Here is a 15,049-nt window from a genome sequence, read left to right on the forward strand (position 1 = left end):
TCAGCTCACCTTCCGGGCGTTTTCGAGGGCTTCGGCCAGGTCTTCGAGGACCGGCGCGCATTTGTCGTACGAGTAGACGGGTTCGGTGACGCGGGGCACGACCTGGCCGGCCTCGACCGCGGGCAGCCGTGCCCAGGTGGGCTTGGCCGCGAGGGCGTCCTGCTGGAGCGTGGCGGTGCGGTTGTCCAGCATGATCAGATCGGCGTCGTACTTGTCGGCATTCTCCCAGCTCAGCTCCTCGAACCAGCCGCCGCTGTTCTTCTTCGCCTCCCGGGGCGGATCGATGAAGTTCACCCCGAGCTGCTTGAAGTACTCCAGGTCGGCGGAGAGGTTGGTGCCCGAGACGTAGAAGAGGTCGGCGCTGCCGGAGCCGACGAGGACCTTGATGTCCTTCCTGCTCTTCGCGGCCCGCCGCAGCCGCCCGGCGGCGTCCTCGAAACGCTTCCGGGCCGCCTTGATCTCCGCGGACCAGGTGTCGGCGCCGAGCGCCGCGGCGAGCTTCAGGGTGCGTTCCAGCGGCTCGGTCATCGGCCGGTCGTAGACGCTGATGGCCACGCTGGGCGCCAGCTGGAGGATCTTGTCGGCGGACTCCTCCGGTACGTACCAGAGGGTGCCGGCGGCGTCGAACGTCGGGGCGACGAGCAGCTCGGGCGCGAGCGCCGCGTACTTCTCGACGCTGAACTGGCCCCAGGCGTTGCCGAGTATCTCGACCTCGTCGACGTCCAGGTCGCCGGCCTGCACGTCCGGTTCGCCGTCCTTGGTTTTCGTCGGCCCGAACACCGCGGCGCACTCGATGCCGTAGTCGTGCAGCGCGGCGGCCGTGCCGGTGAACGCGACGACCGTCCGCGGCGTCCCGTCCGCCTTCGCCGTCCTGCCGCGGTCGTCCGTGAACGACCACGAACCGCCCCCCGCGCCGCCGCCGGACGAGCCGGAGCCGCCGTCCTCGCCGCAGGCGGCGAGGAACGCGGCGAGGCCGGCGGCGCCGCCGGCGGCCAGCAGGCCGCGGCGGGAGAGGGGGCGGGTACGGACGTGGGGCATGGCGGATCTCTTTCGTGCGTACGGAGGCCCTGACGGACCGGCGACGCAGCTTAGGCTAACCTAACCTAACTCCTCTCGCAGCCGCCGGATTCCGGCCAGGGGGATCCGGAAGGGCTCCGCTTCCGTCCCAGAGACGACACATACGCGAGGGACGAGGCGGTGGCGGGGATGTCGTTCGGCAGACGGGTCGGGGGGGCGGCGCTGGCACTGGTGGCCGGGGTGGCGGCGGGGTGCGGCGGCGAGAGCGGTGGGGTGCCGGCGTCGCTGGTCGTCGAGGGCGAGGCGCCCGCGGCGCCGTACGACGGGCCGCTGTACGTGCCGACGGCCCCGGAGTGGGAGGGCGAGGGGGAGCCCGGGCCCGAGGAGATGAGGGCCATGGCCGGGGCCGCCGGCCGGGCGCTGGAGTGCGACGGCGACATCTACCTGGGCGGCCGGAGCGACCCGTGGCCCTCGGACGACGGCGGCGCGACGCCCGAGGAGGGGCTCGCCTGGCACTGGTCGATCAACGGCGAGGAACCGCCGCCGTACGGCTTCCGCGTCGAGCGCGAGGAGAAGAACCGGGTGCTCTTCTCGCACGACGTGGACGGGCGGACCAAGGAGGCGGTGATCGTCGCCAAGGACCGCGAGGACCGGCCGGGCTGGGGCCCGGAGACCACCGCCCAGTGCGATCCGGCGGAGTTCGAGCCGGCCGACGACGCCGACGGGTTCCACGAGATCTGGACCGATGAGCAGGGCAACCGCGTGCCCGTCACCCGGGTGAGCAGCAACCGCGGCCCGGAGCACTGCGACTGGCAGTCGGCGCACTTCCTGACCCTGGGCGAGGACGCGCACGGCGGCCGCGGTACGACGTACGTCCGGGACCCGAAGGGTGTGCTGCCGGAGCAGGCGCTCGCCGCACCGTACGACGGCGACGCCGAACTGCCCGAGGGCGCCCGGGACACCGGCTACCGGCTCGACGACTGGCGGCTGTGGGTGGACGACGAGGACGACTCCCGGGTCTACGTGCGCACGCCGGACGGCACGGAACTGTGGCCGCGGACGGACGCCGGCTGCGCGTGAGGCGCGGGGCAAGCGGGGCGGGACGGGGCGGGCCGCCGCCCCGTCCGTCGGCCCCGTCCGTCAGGCCGTGGGCGGCAGGCCCAGTTCGCGGGCGATCAGCATGCGCTGCACCTCGCTCGTGCCCTCGCCGATCTCCAGGATCTTCGAGTCCCGCCACATCCGCGCCACCGGGTACTCGTTCATGAAGCCGTACCCGCCGTGGATCTGCGTCGCCTCGCGCGCGTTGTCCACCGCCACCGTCGAGGTGTGCAGCTTCGCCAGCGCCGCCGCCTTCTTGAACGGCTCGCCGTGCACCAGCCTGGAGGCCGCATCCCGCCACGACAGCCGGGCGGTGTGGGCGCGCAGCTCCATGTCGGCCAGCTTGAACTGGATGGCCTGGTTGGCGCCGATGGGCCGGCCGAAGGCGTGGCGCTGCTGCGCGTACGTCAGCGACTCGTCCACGCAGCCCTGGGCCAGGCCGGTGGCGAGCGCGGCGATGGCGATGCGGCCCTCGTCCAGGATGCGGAGGAACTGGGCGTAGCCGCGGCCGGGTTCGCCGAGGAGGTTCGCGGCCGGGACGCGGACGTCGCTGAAGGACAGCTCGCGGGTGTCGGAGGCGTTCCAGCCGACCTTCGAGTACGGGGCGGCGACCGTGAAGCCGGGGGTGCCGGACGGCACGATGATCGCCGAGATCTCCGGCTTGCCCGACTCGCTGCGGCCGGTGACGGCGGTGACGGTGACCAGGCCGGTGATGTCCGTACCGGAGTTGGTGATGAAGCACTTCGTGCCGTTGATCACCCACTCGCCGGCCGCCTCGTCGAGGCGCGCCGTGGTGCGCGTGCCGCCCGCGTCCGAGCCGCACTCCGGCTCGGTCAGCCCGAACGCGCCCAGCATCTCGCCGGAGCACAGCTTCGGCAGCCAGGTGCGCTTCTGCTCCTCCGTGCCGAAGTGGTGGAGCGGCATCGCGCCCAGCGAGCAGGCCGCCTCCAGCGTGATCGCCACCGAGGAGTCGACGCGCGCCAGCTCCTCCAGCACCACGCCCAGCGCCAGGTAGTCGCCGCCCATGCCGCCGTACTCCTCCGGGAACGGCAGCCCGAACAGGCCCATGCGGCCCATCTCGCGCACGATGTCGTACGGGAACTCGTGCCGTTCGTAGTAGTCGCCTATCTTCGGCGCCACCACGTCGCGCGCGAACTCCGCCACCGTGCGGCGGAGCTCCTCCAGCTCGGGTGGGAGGTGGTGGTCGAGGGTCGGCGTCATCGCAGGTCACTCCTTGTGGGAGAGGGCGGTCACGGTGCGGGACGGGCTCGGGCGGCCGAGGCGGTCGGCCATCCAGACGCTGGTGGCGACGAGCCGGTCGAGGTCGACGCCGGTCTCGACGCCGAGGCCCTGCAGCATCCACACGAGGTCTTCGGTGGCGAGGTTGCCCGTCGCGCTCTTCGCGAACGGGCAGCCGCCGAGGCCGCCCGCGGAGGCGTCGACGGTGGTGACGCCGTGCTGCAGCGCGGCGAGGGTGTTGGCCAGGGCCTGGCCGTACGTGTCGTGGAAGTGGACGCTGATCGTCGGCCGGGTGGCGGCGCCGAGCCCGTCCGCGGCGAGCGCGGCGAGCAGCGCGGCGACGTGGCCGGGGGTGGCGGTGCCGATGGTGTCGCCGAGGCTCAGCTCGTCGCAGCCCATGTCGGCCAGCGCGCGGGCGACCCGCACCACCTGGGCGAGCGGGACCTGCCCCTCCCACGGGTCGCCGAAGCACATCGACAGGTAGCCGCGGACGTGCAGGCCCTCCTCCTTGGCCCGGGCGACGACCGGCGCGAACATCGCCAGGGATTCGTCGACGGTGCGGTTGAGGTTGCGGCGGGCGAAGGTCTCGGTGGCGCTGGCGAAGACGGCGACGCGGCGGGCGCCGAGGGCGGTGGCCCGCTCCAGGCCGCGGATGTTGGGGACGAGGACGGGGAGGCGGACGTCCCCGGGCAGGCCGGCCAGCCGGGGGAAGAGGTCCTCGGCGTCGGCGAGCTGGGGGACCCACTTCGGGTGCACGAAGCTGGTCGCCTCGACGGTGGTGAGCCCGGCGGCGGCGAGGCGGTGCACGAACGAGGCCTTGACGTCCGTGGGGACGGTGGCCTTCTCGTTCTGCAGCCCGTCGCGGGGGCCGACCTCGTGGATACGGACCCGGGCGGGCAGCCCGGCGGCGGGGACGCGCTGGGGGAGGGGGGAGCCGGTCATCGCGGGTCCTCCTGCGCGGTCCCGGGTGCCGGTACGGCGTCGTCCGCGTGCCGTACGGCGTCTTCGTGCCGTACGGCGTCTTCGTCCGGTGCGGCGTCCGCGTCCGGCGCGGCGTCGGTGTCCGGTACGACGACCGCGAGGACCTGGTCCATCGCCACCGTGCCGCCCGCCGCGACGTCCAGCTCGGCGACGGTGCCGGCGTGCGGCGCGGCGATCACGTGCTCCATCTTCATCGCCTCCACGACGAGCAGGCTCTGCCCGGCCGCCACCCGGTCGCCGACCGCGGCCTTGACGACGGTCACCGTGCCGGGCATCGGCGCGGTGAGCGCGTCCGCCCCGGCGGCCAGCGCGCCGCCGCGCAGGGCCGCCTCGACGGGGTCGTGGGCGACGAGGTGCCAGGCGTCGCCGTCCCGGCCCAGCCAGACGCCGTCCGGGGCGGAGGCGAGGGTGAACCGGTGGGTGACCCCGCCGAGTTCGAGGGCGACCGAGCCGCTCTCGCCCTGCCACAGCCCGGCCCGTACCGGCGGCGCGCCGTCGCCGGCCGCCACCTCGGCGTCGGCGGCCAGGCCCCGTACCCGTACCGGCACCGGATCCTGCCCCGGCGCGCGGAACCACCGCTGTGTCCACGCCGGCGGGCCGCCCGCCCGCCAGCCCGAGGGCTCCGCGAACGGGTCCGTCCAGCCGTCCGGGCCCGCCGGCTCCCGCGCCGCCGCCTCCAGCGCCGACTGGGCCAGCAGCGCGGCCGCGACGTACGCCTCGGGCGGCACCGGGGCCGCCGCCAGGGCGGCCGCGTCGCGGTCCACCAGGCCGGTGTCCAGGTCGCCCGCCGCGACCGCCGGGTGCGCCAGCAGCCGCCGCAGGAAGCCGGCGTTCGTGTCCAGGCCCAGCACCACCGTGTCGGCCAGCGCCGCCCGCAGCCGGCGCAGCGCCGCGGGCCGGTCCGGGCCCCAGGCGACGACCTTCGCCAGCATCGGGTCGTACGCCGTGCCGACCTCGGTGCCCTCGGACAGCCCCGAGTCGACCCGCACGCCCGGCCCCGACGGCTCGCGCAGCAGCCGCACCCGGCCCGCCGACGGCAGGAAGTCGACCCGGGTGCCGTCCGCCGCGGCCCGCGCCGTCTCGGCGCAGATCCGGGCCTCCACGGCGTGCCCGCGCAGCGCCACCTCGGCCGACGTGAACGGCAGCCGCTCGCCGGCCGCGGCCCGCAGCTGCCACTCCACCAGGTCCAGGCCGGTGACCAGCTCCGTGACCGGGTGCTCGACCTGCAGCCGGGTGTTCATCTCCATGAAGTAGTACGAACCGGCGTCCCCGCCCGGCACGATGAACTCCACCGTCCCCGCGCCCGCGTACCCGCACGACCGCGCCGCCTCCACCGCCGCCGCGCCCATCGCGGCCCGGGTCGCCTCGTCCAGCAGCGGCGACGGCGCCTCCTCGATGATCTTCTGGTGCCGCCGCTGCAACGAGCACTCGCGCTCCGCCAGGTGCACGACGTTCCCGTGGCCGTCCGCGAGCACCTGGATCTCGATGTGCCGCGGCCGGTCGATCCACCGCTCCACCAGCAGCGTGTCGTCGCCGAACGAGCCGAGCGCCTCGCGCCGCGCGCCCGCGATCCCGTCGGCGAGCGCGCCCTCGTCCCGTACCAGCCGCATGCCCTTGCCGCCGCCGCCCGCCGAGGGCTTCAGCAGCACCGGCATGCCGATCTCCCGGGCCGCCGCGGCCAGTTCGGCGTCGGGCAGCCCGCTGCCCGACGAGCCCGGCACCACCGGCACGCCCGCGGCCCGCACCGTCTCCTTCGCGCGGATCTTGTCGCCCATCAGCTCGATCGCGTCCGCGGGCGGGCCGACGAAGACCAGCCCCGCGGCCGTGCACGCGCGCGCGAACGCCGCGTTCTCGGCGAGGAACCCGTAGCCCGGGTGCACCGCCTCCGCGCCCGTCTCGCGCGCCGCGCGCAGCAGCTCGTCGACGGACAGATAGCTCTCGATCCGTACGGCGGTGTCGGCTTCGCGTACGTGCCGCGCGCCCGCGTCCGGCTCGGTGAACACGGCCGCGGCGCGGATGCCGAGCGCGCGCAGCGTACGGATGACCCGCACGGCGATCTCGCCGCGGTTGGCCAGCAGAACGGTTTCGAACACAGCCATCCCCCCCTTACATCCGGAAGACGCCGAAGCCCTGCGCCGCGCCGTCCCTGGCGGGCAGCGGCGCCTGGGCGCAGGCGGTCAGCGCGAGCCCCAGCACCCGGCGGGTGTCCAGCGGGTCGATGACGCCGTCGTCCCACAGGCGGGCGGTCGCGTAGTAGGCATTGCCCTGCGTCTCGTACTGCTCGCGGATCGGCGCCTTGAACTCCGCCTCCGCGGTCGCGGACCACTCCTGCCCGCGCGCCTCCAGCTGGTCGCGCTTGACGGTCGCGAGGACGGACGCGGCCTGCTCGCCGCCCATGACGGAGATTTTGGCGTTGGGCCACATCCACAGGAAGCGGGGCGAGTAGGCCCGGCCGCACATCGAGTAGTTCCCGGCGCCGTACGAGCCGCCGATGACGACCGTCAGCTTCGGCACCCGGGTGCAGGCCACGGCGGTCACCATCTTGGCGCCGTGCTTGGCGATGCCGCCGGCCTCGTAGCTGCGGCCGACCATGAAGCCCGAGATGTTCTGCAGGAACAGCAGCGGGATGCCGCGCTGGTCGCACAGCTCGATGAAGTGGGCGCCCTTCTGGGCGGACTCGGAGAACAGGATGCCGTTGTTGGCGACGATCCCGACGGCGTGGCCGTGGACGCGGGCGAAGCCGGTGACGAGCGTCGTGCCGTACTCGGCCTTGAACTCCTGGAAGCGCGAGCCGTCGACGATCCGCGCGATGACCTCGCGCACGTCGTACGGGGTCCGCGAGTCGGCCGGCACGACGCCGTACAGCCCGGCCGGGTCGTGCTTCGGCTCCACCGCGGCGCGTACGGACCAGGGCGGCGGGCCGGGCTCGGGGAGGGTGCCGACGATGCCGCGGACGATGCGGAGCGCGTGCGGGTCGTCCTCGGCGAGGTGGTCGGTGACGCCGGAGGTACGGGCGTGCACCTCGCCGCCGCCCAGCTCCTCGGCGCTGACGACCTCGCCGGTCGCGGCCTTCACCAGGGGCGGGCCGCCGAGGAAGATCGTGCCCTGGCCGCGGACGATGACGGCCTCGTCGCTCATCGCCGGGACGTACGCGCCGCCGGCGGTGCAGGAGCCGAGGACGGCGGCGATCTGCGGGATGCCGGCGCCGGACATGCGGGCCTGGTTGTAGAAGATCCGGCCGAAGTGCTCGCGGTCGGGGAAGACCTCGTCCTGCATGGGCAGGAAGGCGCCGCCGGAGTCGACGAGGTAGACGCAGGGCAGCCGGTTCTCCAGCGCGACCTCCTGGGCGCGCAGGTGCTTCTTGACCGTCATCGGGTAGTACGTGCCGCCCTTGACGGTGGCGTCGTTGGCGACGACGACGCAGGTCCGGCCGCTGATCCGGCCGATGCCCGCGATGACGCCGGCGGCGGGCGCGTCCCTGCCGTCGGGGCCGTACATGCCCTCGGCGGCGAGCGGCGCCAGCTCCAGGAACGGCGAACCGGGGTCGAGCAGGCCGTCCACGCGGTCGCGGGGGAGCAGCTTGCCGCGGGCGGTGTGCCGGGCGCGGGCCTTCTCGCCGCCGCCGGCGCGGGCGGCCGCGAGCCGGTCGTGCAGCTCGTCGGCGAGCGCGCGGTGCGCCGCCTCGTTGGTGCGCCAGGCGGCACCGCCCGGGCCGCCGGGGTCCGCGGCGGTCGTCAGCACGGGTGCGTGGTCCACGGGCCGCGCCCTTCCTCGTCGAGCTCGTTCGAGCCGTACGGACAGGCCGACAAGCAGGTTAGCTGTCGTTAACGCCGTGTGCCCAAGGTTAACGCTCACTAACCGGGCTGTCTACAATGGCCCCATGAGCACCGAGGCCCGCACCCCCGTCCCCACCAGGCGCGAGCAGATCCTCAAGGAGGCCGCGCGCCTCTTCGCGGACCGCGGCTTCCACGGGGTCGGCGTGGACGAGATAGGCGCGGCGGTCGGCATCAGCGGCCCCGGCCTCTACCGGCACTTCGCGGGCAAGGACGCCATGCTCGCCGAGCTGCTCGTCGGCATCAGCGAGCGGCTGCTGGATGCGGGCCGCGCGCGGGCGGCGGTGCGCGGGGCCGGCCCGGACGCGCCGCTGGACGCGCTGATCAGCGGGCACATCGACTTCGCGCTGGACGACCGGCCGCTGATCACCCTGCACGACCGCGAGCTGGACCGGCTGCGGGACGAGGACCGCAAGCTGGTGCGGCAGTTGCAGCGGCAGTACGTGGAGCTGTGGGTGGACGTCGTACGGGAGGTCTACCCGGCGCTGACCGAGGGCGCGGCCCGTACCGCCGTCCACGCGGTCTTCGGCCTGCTCAACTCCACCCCCCACCTCGGCGCCCGCGGCACCCTCCCCGACCGCACGGCCACCGCCGCCCTGCTCCACCGCCTCGCCCGCGGCGCCTTCGCCTCGGCCCCGGACACGCCCCCGGCCCCGGACCGCACCGGGATCGACGGCTACTGAGCGCGCTGGACAGAACCCTGACCCGCCGGTAACTTCGATGACAATGTACTGAGCAAGCGCTTAGTCGGAGTTGCCCCGGGAGGCGAGGACCATGCGGCGGACGGTGTTCAACGAGGACCACGAGGCGTTCCGCGAAACCATCCGGGACTTCATCGCCGCCGAGGTCGTGCCGTACTACCACGACTGGATGGACGCCGGCGCCGTCCCGCGCGAGCTGTACAAGAAGCTCGGCGAGCTGGGCGTCTTCGGCATCCAGGTGCCCGAGGAGTACGGCGGCGCCGGCGAGCGCAGCTTCAAGTTCAACGCCGTCATCAGCGAGGAGTGCGCCCGCGCCGGCGTCTCCTTCGGCGGCTCCTCCGTCCACACCGCCCTCTGCCTGCCCTACCTCCTCGCCTACGGCAGCGAGGAGCAGAAGCGCCGCTGGCTGCCCGCCTTCGTCTCCGGCGACATGATGACCGCCATCGCCATGACCGAACCCGGCACCGGCTCCGACCTCGCCGGCATGAAGACCACCGCGAAGCTCTCCGACGACGGCACCCACTACGTCCTCAACGGCGCCAAGACCTTCATCACCGGCGGCGTCCAGGCCGACCGCGTCCTCGTCTGCGCCCGCACCGCCCCGCCGACCCCCGAGGACCGCCGCGGCGGCATCTCCCTCCTCGTCGTCGACACCGCCTCCCCCGGCTACGCCGTCGGGCGCAAGCTGGACAAGCTGGGGCTGAAGTCCTCCGACACCGCCGAGCTGAGCTTCACCGACGTCGAGGTGCCCGTCGCCGACCTGCTCGGCGAGGAGGGCAAGGCGTTCACGTACCTCACCCACAACCTCCCGCAGGAGCGCCTCGGCATCGCCGTCGGCGCGTACGCCCAGGCCGCCGCGGCCGTGCGGTTCGCGCTGGAGTACGTCAAGGAGCGCACCGTCTTCGGCCGGACCGTGGCGGAGTTCCAGAACACCAAGTTCGTGCTCGCCGACTGCAAGGCCGAGGTCGACGCCATGCAGGCGTACGTCGACCGCGCGCTCGACGCGCACGACGCCGGTGAGCTGGGCGTCGCCGACGCCGCCGCCGTCAAGCTCTTCTGCACCGAGCGCGCCGCCGTCGTCATCGACAAGTGCCTCCAGCTCCACGGCGGCTACGGCTACATGAACGAGTACCCCGTCGCCCGCCTCTACGCCGACACCCGCGTCACCCGCATCTACGGCGGCACCAGTGAAGTCATGCGCTCCATCGTCGCCAAGTCGATGGGCCTGTAGGACCGCGGGCTGCGGGCTGTCGGCTGCCGCTCTGCGAGACTCGATCACATGGACGACACCGCACTCACCGACCTGGTCGCGCTGCTGGACCTGGAGCGGATCGAGCAGAACATCTACCGCGGCAGCTCCCGCACCGCCGTCGTCCCGCGCGTCTTCGGCGGGCAGGTCGCCGCGCAGGCGCTGGTCGCCGCGGGCCGCACCGTGCCCGCCGACCGGCCGCCGCACTCGCTGCACGCCTACTTCCTGCGCCCCGGCGACCCCGGCGCGCCCATCGTCTACACCGTCGACCGCATCCGCGACGGCCGCTCCTTCACCACCCGCCGGGTCGTCGCCGTCCAGCACGGCCAGCCCATTTTCCACCTCTCGGCATCCTTCCAGACGCACGAGGAGGGCCTGGCGCACCAGGTGCCGATGCCGGCCGCGCCCGACCCGGAGACGCTGCCGACCGCCGAGGAGGCGCTGCCGCGCTACACCGCCGCCTTCCGCGACCCCGCCGTCGTCCGCCGGCTGCTGGAGGCGCGGGCGGCGGTCGACCTGCGGTATGCCGCGGCGCCGCCGTGGGGCGAGGTCGGGGCGCCGCGGGAGCCGCGCTCGCAGGTGTGGTTCCGTACGAACGGCAAGCTCGCCGGGGCCGTCGACACCCCGCTGCTGCACGTCTGCCTCATGACGTACGTCTCGGACATGACCCTGCTCGACTCGGTGCTGCTCGCGCACGGCCGCGGCGGCTGGGCCGTCGGGGACGTCGTGGGCGCCAGCCTGGACCACGCGATGTGGTTCCACCGGCCGTTCCGGGCGGACGAGTGGCTGCTGTACGACCAGGAGTCCCCGACGTCGCAGGGCGGGCGGGGGCTGAGCACCGGGCGGATCTTCACCCGGGACGGGCGGCTGGCGGCGTCGGTGATCCAGGAGGGCGTGATCCGCGTCCCGCGCGACTGAGCCCGGAGTCCCGGCAGCCCGGCCTCCCGGCGCCCCGGTACCCGGGCACGGCGCCCCGGACCGCGCTACGGCAGCTCCAGCCCCGCCGCCGCCAGCAGGTACGCCGTCAGCGGCCCGTACGCCCCCGGGTCGGTGACGTGGTCGTCCAGCGGCACCGCCACCGCCAGCGTGCCCTCGGCCTCGCCGAGGAACAGCGCCGGGTCGTTGCAGTCCGCGTACCCCACGGCGTGCACGCCGCGCTGCGCCGCGCCGCCCGCCCAGCCGTGGTCGGCGACCACCAGGTCCGGGGGCGCCTCGCCGGCCCGCTCCAGCGCGTCGAGGATCTGCCGCACCGGCTGCGGCGCGTGCGTGTGCCACAGCGTCGCGCCCCGCTCCAGCACGGCCACGTCGCAGAACTGCTGGACGTTGCCGTACGAACCGTCGTCGCCCTCGCCCGTCCGCAGCCCCGGCGGCACCGTGACGATGTCGCAGCCCGCCGCGCGCAGCGCCGCGGCCGTCCTGCTGTGCACCTCCAGCAGCCCGCCGGGGTGGCCGGTCGCCACCAGCACCCGCTGCCCGGACTCGGCGGCCTTGCGCAGCTCGACGGCCATCCGGTCGAGGCCGTCGACGGTCAGCTCGGGATCGATGCGGTCCTGGCCGTGGGTGTGCGCGGGGTCGGCGACGACGCCGGCGCGCTCGGCCATGACGGCCAGCACGTCGGCCGGGTCCGTCCAGCGGTCGCCGAGGTCGAGGCCGAGCCAGAAGCGCAGGTTGCCCTGGCTCAGCTCGCGGTAGTGGCGCAGGTTGCCCTCGCGGGGCGTGGCGACGTCGCCCGCGATGCGGGTGCGTACGAGGTGGTCGACGAGATCGGGGCGGCTGGGTGCGTCAGGCAGGGACATGAGGGCCATGGTGTCATTGTCACCCGGACACATGTGCGGTGGCGCAGGTGTCCAATCTGTACAGCGGCTCCCGCGCTGCGCTGGGCTTATCGTCGGAGGCATGAGCAGCACCGGCACCCCTCGCGGCCCCGTCGACTCCTCCCGCGTCCCGCGCTACGCGGGCCCGGCCACCTTCGCCCGGCTGCCCCGCCTGGACGAGGTGGGGCGTACGGACGTCGCCGTCGTCGGCGTCCCCTTCGACAGCGGCGTCTCCTACCGGCCCGGCGCCCGCTTCGGCGGCAACGCGATCCGCGAGGCGTCCCGGCTGCTGCGCCCGTACAACCCGGCGCAGGACGCCGCGCCCTTCGCGCTGGCCCAGGTCGCGGACGCGGGCGACGTCGCGGTCAACCCGTTCGACATCGGCGAGGCGGTGACCACCGTCGAGGGCGCGGCCGACGAGCTGCTGGCCACCGGCGCCCGGCTGATGACCCTCGGCGGCGACCACACGATCGCGCTGCCGCTGCTGCGCGCGGTCGCCCGGCGGCACGGGCCGGTGGCGCTGCTGCACTTCGACGCGCACCTGGACACCTGGGACACCTACTTCGGCGCCGCCTACACCCACGGCACGCCCTTCCGGCGCGCGGTGGAGGAGGGCGTGGTCGACACCGCGGCGCTCTCGCACGTCGGCATCCGCGGCCCGCTCTACGGGCGCAAGGACCTGGACGACGACGAGAAGATGGGCTTCGGCATCGTGACCTCGGCGGACGTGATGCGCCGCGGGGTGGACGAGGTCACCGACCAGCTGCGGCAGCGGATCGGGGACCGGCCGCTGTACGTCTCCGTCGACATCGACGTCCTGGACCCGGCGCACGCCCCGGGCACCGGCACCCCGGAGGCGGGCGGGCTCACCTCGCGGGAGCTGCTGGAGATCCTGCGCGGGCTGGCGGGCTGCCGGCTGGTCTCCGCGGACCTGGTGGAGGTGGCGCCGGCGTACGACCACGCCGAGATGACGTCGGTGGCGGCGTCGCACACGGCGTACGAGCTGACGACGCTGATGACACGGCAGATCGCCGACGGAAGCACCGGGCCGGAAGGCGCCGGGCCGGGGGGAGCCTCGCCGGGGGGCACCGGGTCGGCGTAGCCGCGGTCAGAACTCGTCGGCGAGCCGCTCCAGTATCCGCATGCTGCCCGCGTGCGTCTCGGCCGTGGCGCAGAGCCGGTCCATGACCAGCTTGTAGTTCTCCACCTCGTCGGGCTTGTCCAGGTAGAGCGCGCTGGTCAGCTGCTCCAGGTAGACCACGTCGGGCAGGTCCGGCTCGGTGAAGCGCATGATGTGTATCGGCCCGCCGGCGGCTGCCAGGCCACCGATGTCGAAGGGCGCGATCTGGATCGTGATGTTCTTGCGGTTGCCCATCTCCAGCAGGTGCCTGACCTGGCCCCGCATGACGTCCGCCCCGCCCAGCGGGCGGCGCAGCGCGGCCTCGTCCACGACGACCCACAGCTTCGGCGCGTCCGGCCGGTCCAGCACCTGCTGGCGGCGCAGCCGCACGTCGACCTTGCGCTGGATCTCCTGCTCGGGCGCGCCCGCGTTGGCCAGCAGCGTGACGGCGCGGGCGTAGTCCGCGGTCTGCAGCAGGCCGGGAACGAACTGGACCTGGTAGTTACGGATCAGCCCCGCGGCCTCCTCCAGGCCGAGCAGCGTCTCGAACCAGCCCGGCAGCACGTCGCCGTACTTCTGCCACCAGCCCGGGGAGCTGGCCCGGCGGGCGAGGGCGAGGAACTCGGAGCGCTCCTGCTCGTCCGTGACGCCGTAGAGGGTGAGGAGGTCGGAGACGTCGCGCTCCTTGTACCCCACCCGGCCGAGCTCCAGGCGGCTGATCTTGGCGTGCGAGGCCCGGATCGCGTCACCGGCGGCCTCGCGCGATACGCCGGCCGCCTCCCGGAGCCGGCGCAGGTGTGTGCCCAGCAGGATACGAAGAACCGTGGGCCCTCCATGCTGCTGAGAGAGTGCCCTGCGTACCGATGACGTCTGCTCCGGTGACGCTGACATCTGGCCTGCCCCTGTCCCGCGGTTGGGTGAATCGACCGCTCAGTCTCTCACCGTGAAGGGTTCGGTGTACAGCTACTACGGGGTTCAACCCGGGTCTCCCGCCGCGGCGTTGACGATCAGATCGTCGAACTGGCCGTCCTTCGCGCCGAGCAGGAAGGCGGTGATCTCCGCCTGTGTGTAGATGAGGGCGGGTCCGCCCGGATCGCGCGAGTTGCGCATGGCGATGTCCCCGCCGGGGAGCCCGGCGACCTCCACGCACTCGCCGTTCGGATTGCTGAATCGGCTCTTCCGCCAGGTGATCCCGGCCAGTTGATCCGCCGGTACACCGTTCGTGACCTGCTGCATCGTGTCTCCTTCTGTGATCGCGACACCAATGTACGTGCACCCGTTCTTGCGAATGAAATTGCATCCGTACTTGCAGCGGCAAGTGCACATCGATCACTATGGCATCGCAACCTGTTTCATCAACGTGCACGTGAGACTGGGGAGTTGGAGATGACCGCACCGGCTGAAGGGTGGGTGACAGCCTCCGAGTTCGCAGCGTGCACGCTCGAGGACGACGCCCGGTCCATATCCATCGCCCGCGACGTCGCCCGCGCGACGCTCCGCGGGTGGCTGCTGGAAGAGCTGGTCGACGACGTCGCCTCCGTCGCCTCCGAACTGGTGGCCAACGCCCTCCGGCACGGTCTCTGCGAACCGTCCTGGAGCCAGGCCCCCCACCCCGTCGTGCTCAGCCTCCTGCGGCGCGGCTCGGAGGTCGTGTGCGCGGTCTTCGACCCCGGGACCGGCGTCCCGCGGGTGTGCGTCGCCGACCCGCTGGCGGAGTCCGGCCGCGGGATGCGGATCGTGGAGTGCCTCAGCGACAGCTGGGGCTGGAGCGAACCGGGCCCCTACGGCAAGGCCGTCTGGGCCCGCTTCTCCGCCGCCGGCAGACCCGCGGCGCCGGCGGCCGAGCACGGCGGCGTCGAGCAGCCCCTCACCCGGTTACTGGTACTGGTCGAGGTGCTCACCGGCAGCAGCCCGCCGCAGTTGCAGGCGGTGGCCTGACCCGCGGCCGACCACCCGCGGCCGGCCGCGGGCAGCATTCCGTACCCGTCCGAGAAACA

Annotated in this window: 14 protein-coding genes; 6 read left to right on the top strand and 8 right to left on the bottom strand. The window is 73.7% G+C overall.

Features of this window, described 5'->3' with window-relative positions; translation table 11 throughout:
- Complete coding sequence (locus ACHZ99_RS21365; protein ID WP_420306276.1) at window positions 1-1,038, bottom strand: ABC transporter substrate-binding protein; 1,038 nt, start codon at window positions 1,036-1,038, stop codon at window positions 1-3.
- A 168-nt stretch (window positions 1,039-1,206) separates the two neighbouring features.
- Here ACHZ99_RS21365 and ACHZ99_RS21370 point away from each other — a divergent pair, with 168 nt between their 5' ends.
- Window positions 1,207-2,097, top strand: coding sequence for a hypothetical protein (locus ACHZ99_RS21370; RefSeq protein ID WP_420306277.1), 891 nt, complete (start codon window positions 1,207-1,209; stop codon window positions 2,095-2,097).
- Window positions 2,098-2,157: 60 nt separating this feature from the next.
- Here the strand turns inward: ACHZ99_RS21370 and ACHZ99_RS21375 are convergent, their stop codons facing one another.
- The 4 genes from ACHZ99_RS21375 to ACHZ99_RS21390 are packed head-to-tail and all read right to left on the bottom strand — an operon-like array spanning window position 2,158 to window position 8,091.
- Window positions 2,158-3,336: an acyl-CoA dehydrogenase family protein gene (locus ACHZ99_RS21375; protein ID WP_420306278.1), complete on the bottom strand. Its 1,179-nt coding sequence runs from the start codon at window positions 3,334-3,336 to the stop codon at window positions 2,158-2,160.
- 6 nt (window positions 3,337-3,342) lie between these two features.
- Window positions 3,343-4,296, bottom strand: a complete 954-nt coding sequence (locus tag ACHZ99_RS21380; RefSeq protein WP_420306279.1) for a hydroxymethylglutaryl-CoA lyase — start codon at window positions 4,294-4,296, stop codon at window positions 3,343-3,345.
- Window positions 4,293-6,428, bottom strand: coding sequence for an acetyl/propionyl/methylcrotonyl-CoA carboxylase subunit alpha (locus tag ACHZ99_RS21385; protein ID WP_420306395.1), 2,136 nt, complete (start codon window positions 6,426-6,428; stop codon window positions 4,293-4,295). Before ACHZ99_RS21385 ends, ACHZ99_RS21380 begins: the two co-directional genes overlap by 4 nt.
- 13 nt (window positions 6,429-6,441) lie before the next feature.
- Window positions 6,442-8,091, bottom strand: a complete 1,650-nt coding sequence (locus ACHZ99_RS21390) for a carboxyl transferase domain-containing protein (RefSeq protein ID WP_420306280.1) — start codon at window positions 8,089-8,091, stop codon at window positions 6,442-6,444.
- A gap of 124 nt (window positions 8,092-8,215) precedes the next feature.
- Here ACHZ99_RS21390 and ACHZ99_RS21395 point away from each other — a divergent pair, with 124 nt between their 5' ends.
- The 3 genes from ACHZ99_RS21395 (at window position 8,216) to ACHZ99_RS21405 (ending at window position 11,036) form a co-directional block, all read left to right on the top strand.
- Window positions 8,216-8,851 (top strand): TetR/AcrR family transcriptional regulator, encoded by a 636-nt coding sequence (locus ACHZ99_RS21395; protein WP_420306281.1) that lies wholly within the window; start codon window positions 8,216-8,218, stop codon window positions 8,849-8,851.
- 91 nt (window positions 8,852-8,942) lie between these two features.
- Window positions 8,943-10,100, top strand: coding sequence for an acyl-CoA dehydrogenase family protein (locus ACHZ99_RS21400; RefSeq protein ID WP_420306282.1), 1,158 nt, complete (start codon window positions 8,943-8,945; stop codon window positions 10,098-10,100).
- Between the two features lie 48 nt (window positions 10,101-10,148).
- On the top strand, window positions 10,149-11,036 hold the full coding sequence (locus tag ACHZ99_RS21405; RefSeq protein WP_420306283.1) for an acyl-CoA thioesterase: 888 nt from the start codon (window positions 10,149-10,151) through the stop codon (window positions 11,034-11,036).
- 65 nt (window positions 11,037-11,101) lie between these two features.
- Here ACHZ99_RS21405 and ACHZ99_RS21410 read toward each other — a convergent pair whose 3' ends face one another.
- The gene (locus tag ACHZ99_RS21410; RefSeq protein ID WP_420306284.1) at window positions 11,102-11,923 is read right to left on the bottom strand and encodes a phosphatase; all 822 of its coding nucleotides are present in this window, start codon (window positions 11,921-11,923) and stop codon (window positions 11,102-11,104) included.
- 91 nt (window positions 11,924-12,014) lie between these two features.
- On the opposite strand from ACHZ99_RS21410, the gene speB reads away from it, so the two are divergent.
- Window positions 12,015-13,034 carry an agmatinase gene (speB, locus tag ACHZ99_RS21415; RefSeq protein WP_420306285.1) on the top strand — a complete coding sequence of 340 codons (1,020 nt, stop codon included), beginning with the start codon at window positions 12,015-12,017 and terminating at the stop codon, window positions 13,032-13,034.
- 6 nt (window positions 13,035-13,040) lie between these two features.
- On the opposite strand, the gene ACHZ99_RS21420 is transcribed toward speB, so the two are convergent.
- Window positions 13,041-13,943 (bottom strand): helix-turn-helix domain-containing protein, encoded by a 903-nt coding sequence (locus tag ACHZ99_RS21420; protein ID WP_420306286.1) that lies wholly within the window; start codon window positions 13,941-13,943, stop codon window positions 13,041-13,043.
- Between the two features lie 84 nt (window positions 13,944-14,027).
- Window positions 14,028-14,288: a DUF397 domain-containing protein gene (locus ACHZ99_RS21425; RefSeq protein WP_420306287.1), complete on the bottom strand. Its 261-nt coding sequence runs from the start codon at window positions 14,286-14,288 to the stop codon at window positions 14,028-14,030.
- 150 nt (window positions 14,289-14,438) lie between these two features.
- On the opposite strand from ACHZ99_RS21425, the gene ACHZ99_RS21430 reads away from it, so the two are divergent.
- On the top strand, window positions 14,439-14,990 hold the full coding sequence (locus ACHZ99_RS21430) for an ATP-binding protein (RefSeq protein WP_420306288.1): 552 nt from the start codon (window positions 14,439-14,441) through the stop codon (window positions 14,988-14,990).
- The last annotated feature ends 59 nt before the right edge of the window (window positions 14,991-15,049 follow it).

The sequence above is a fragment of the Streptomyces sp. MAR4 CNX-425 genome, from assembly GCF_048656465.1.
Taxonomy (GTDB): Bacteria; Actinomycetota; Actinomycetes; order Streptomycetales; family Streptomycetaceae; genus Streptomyces.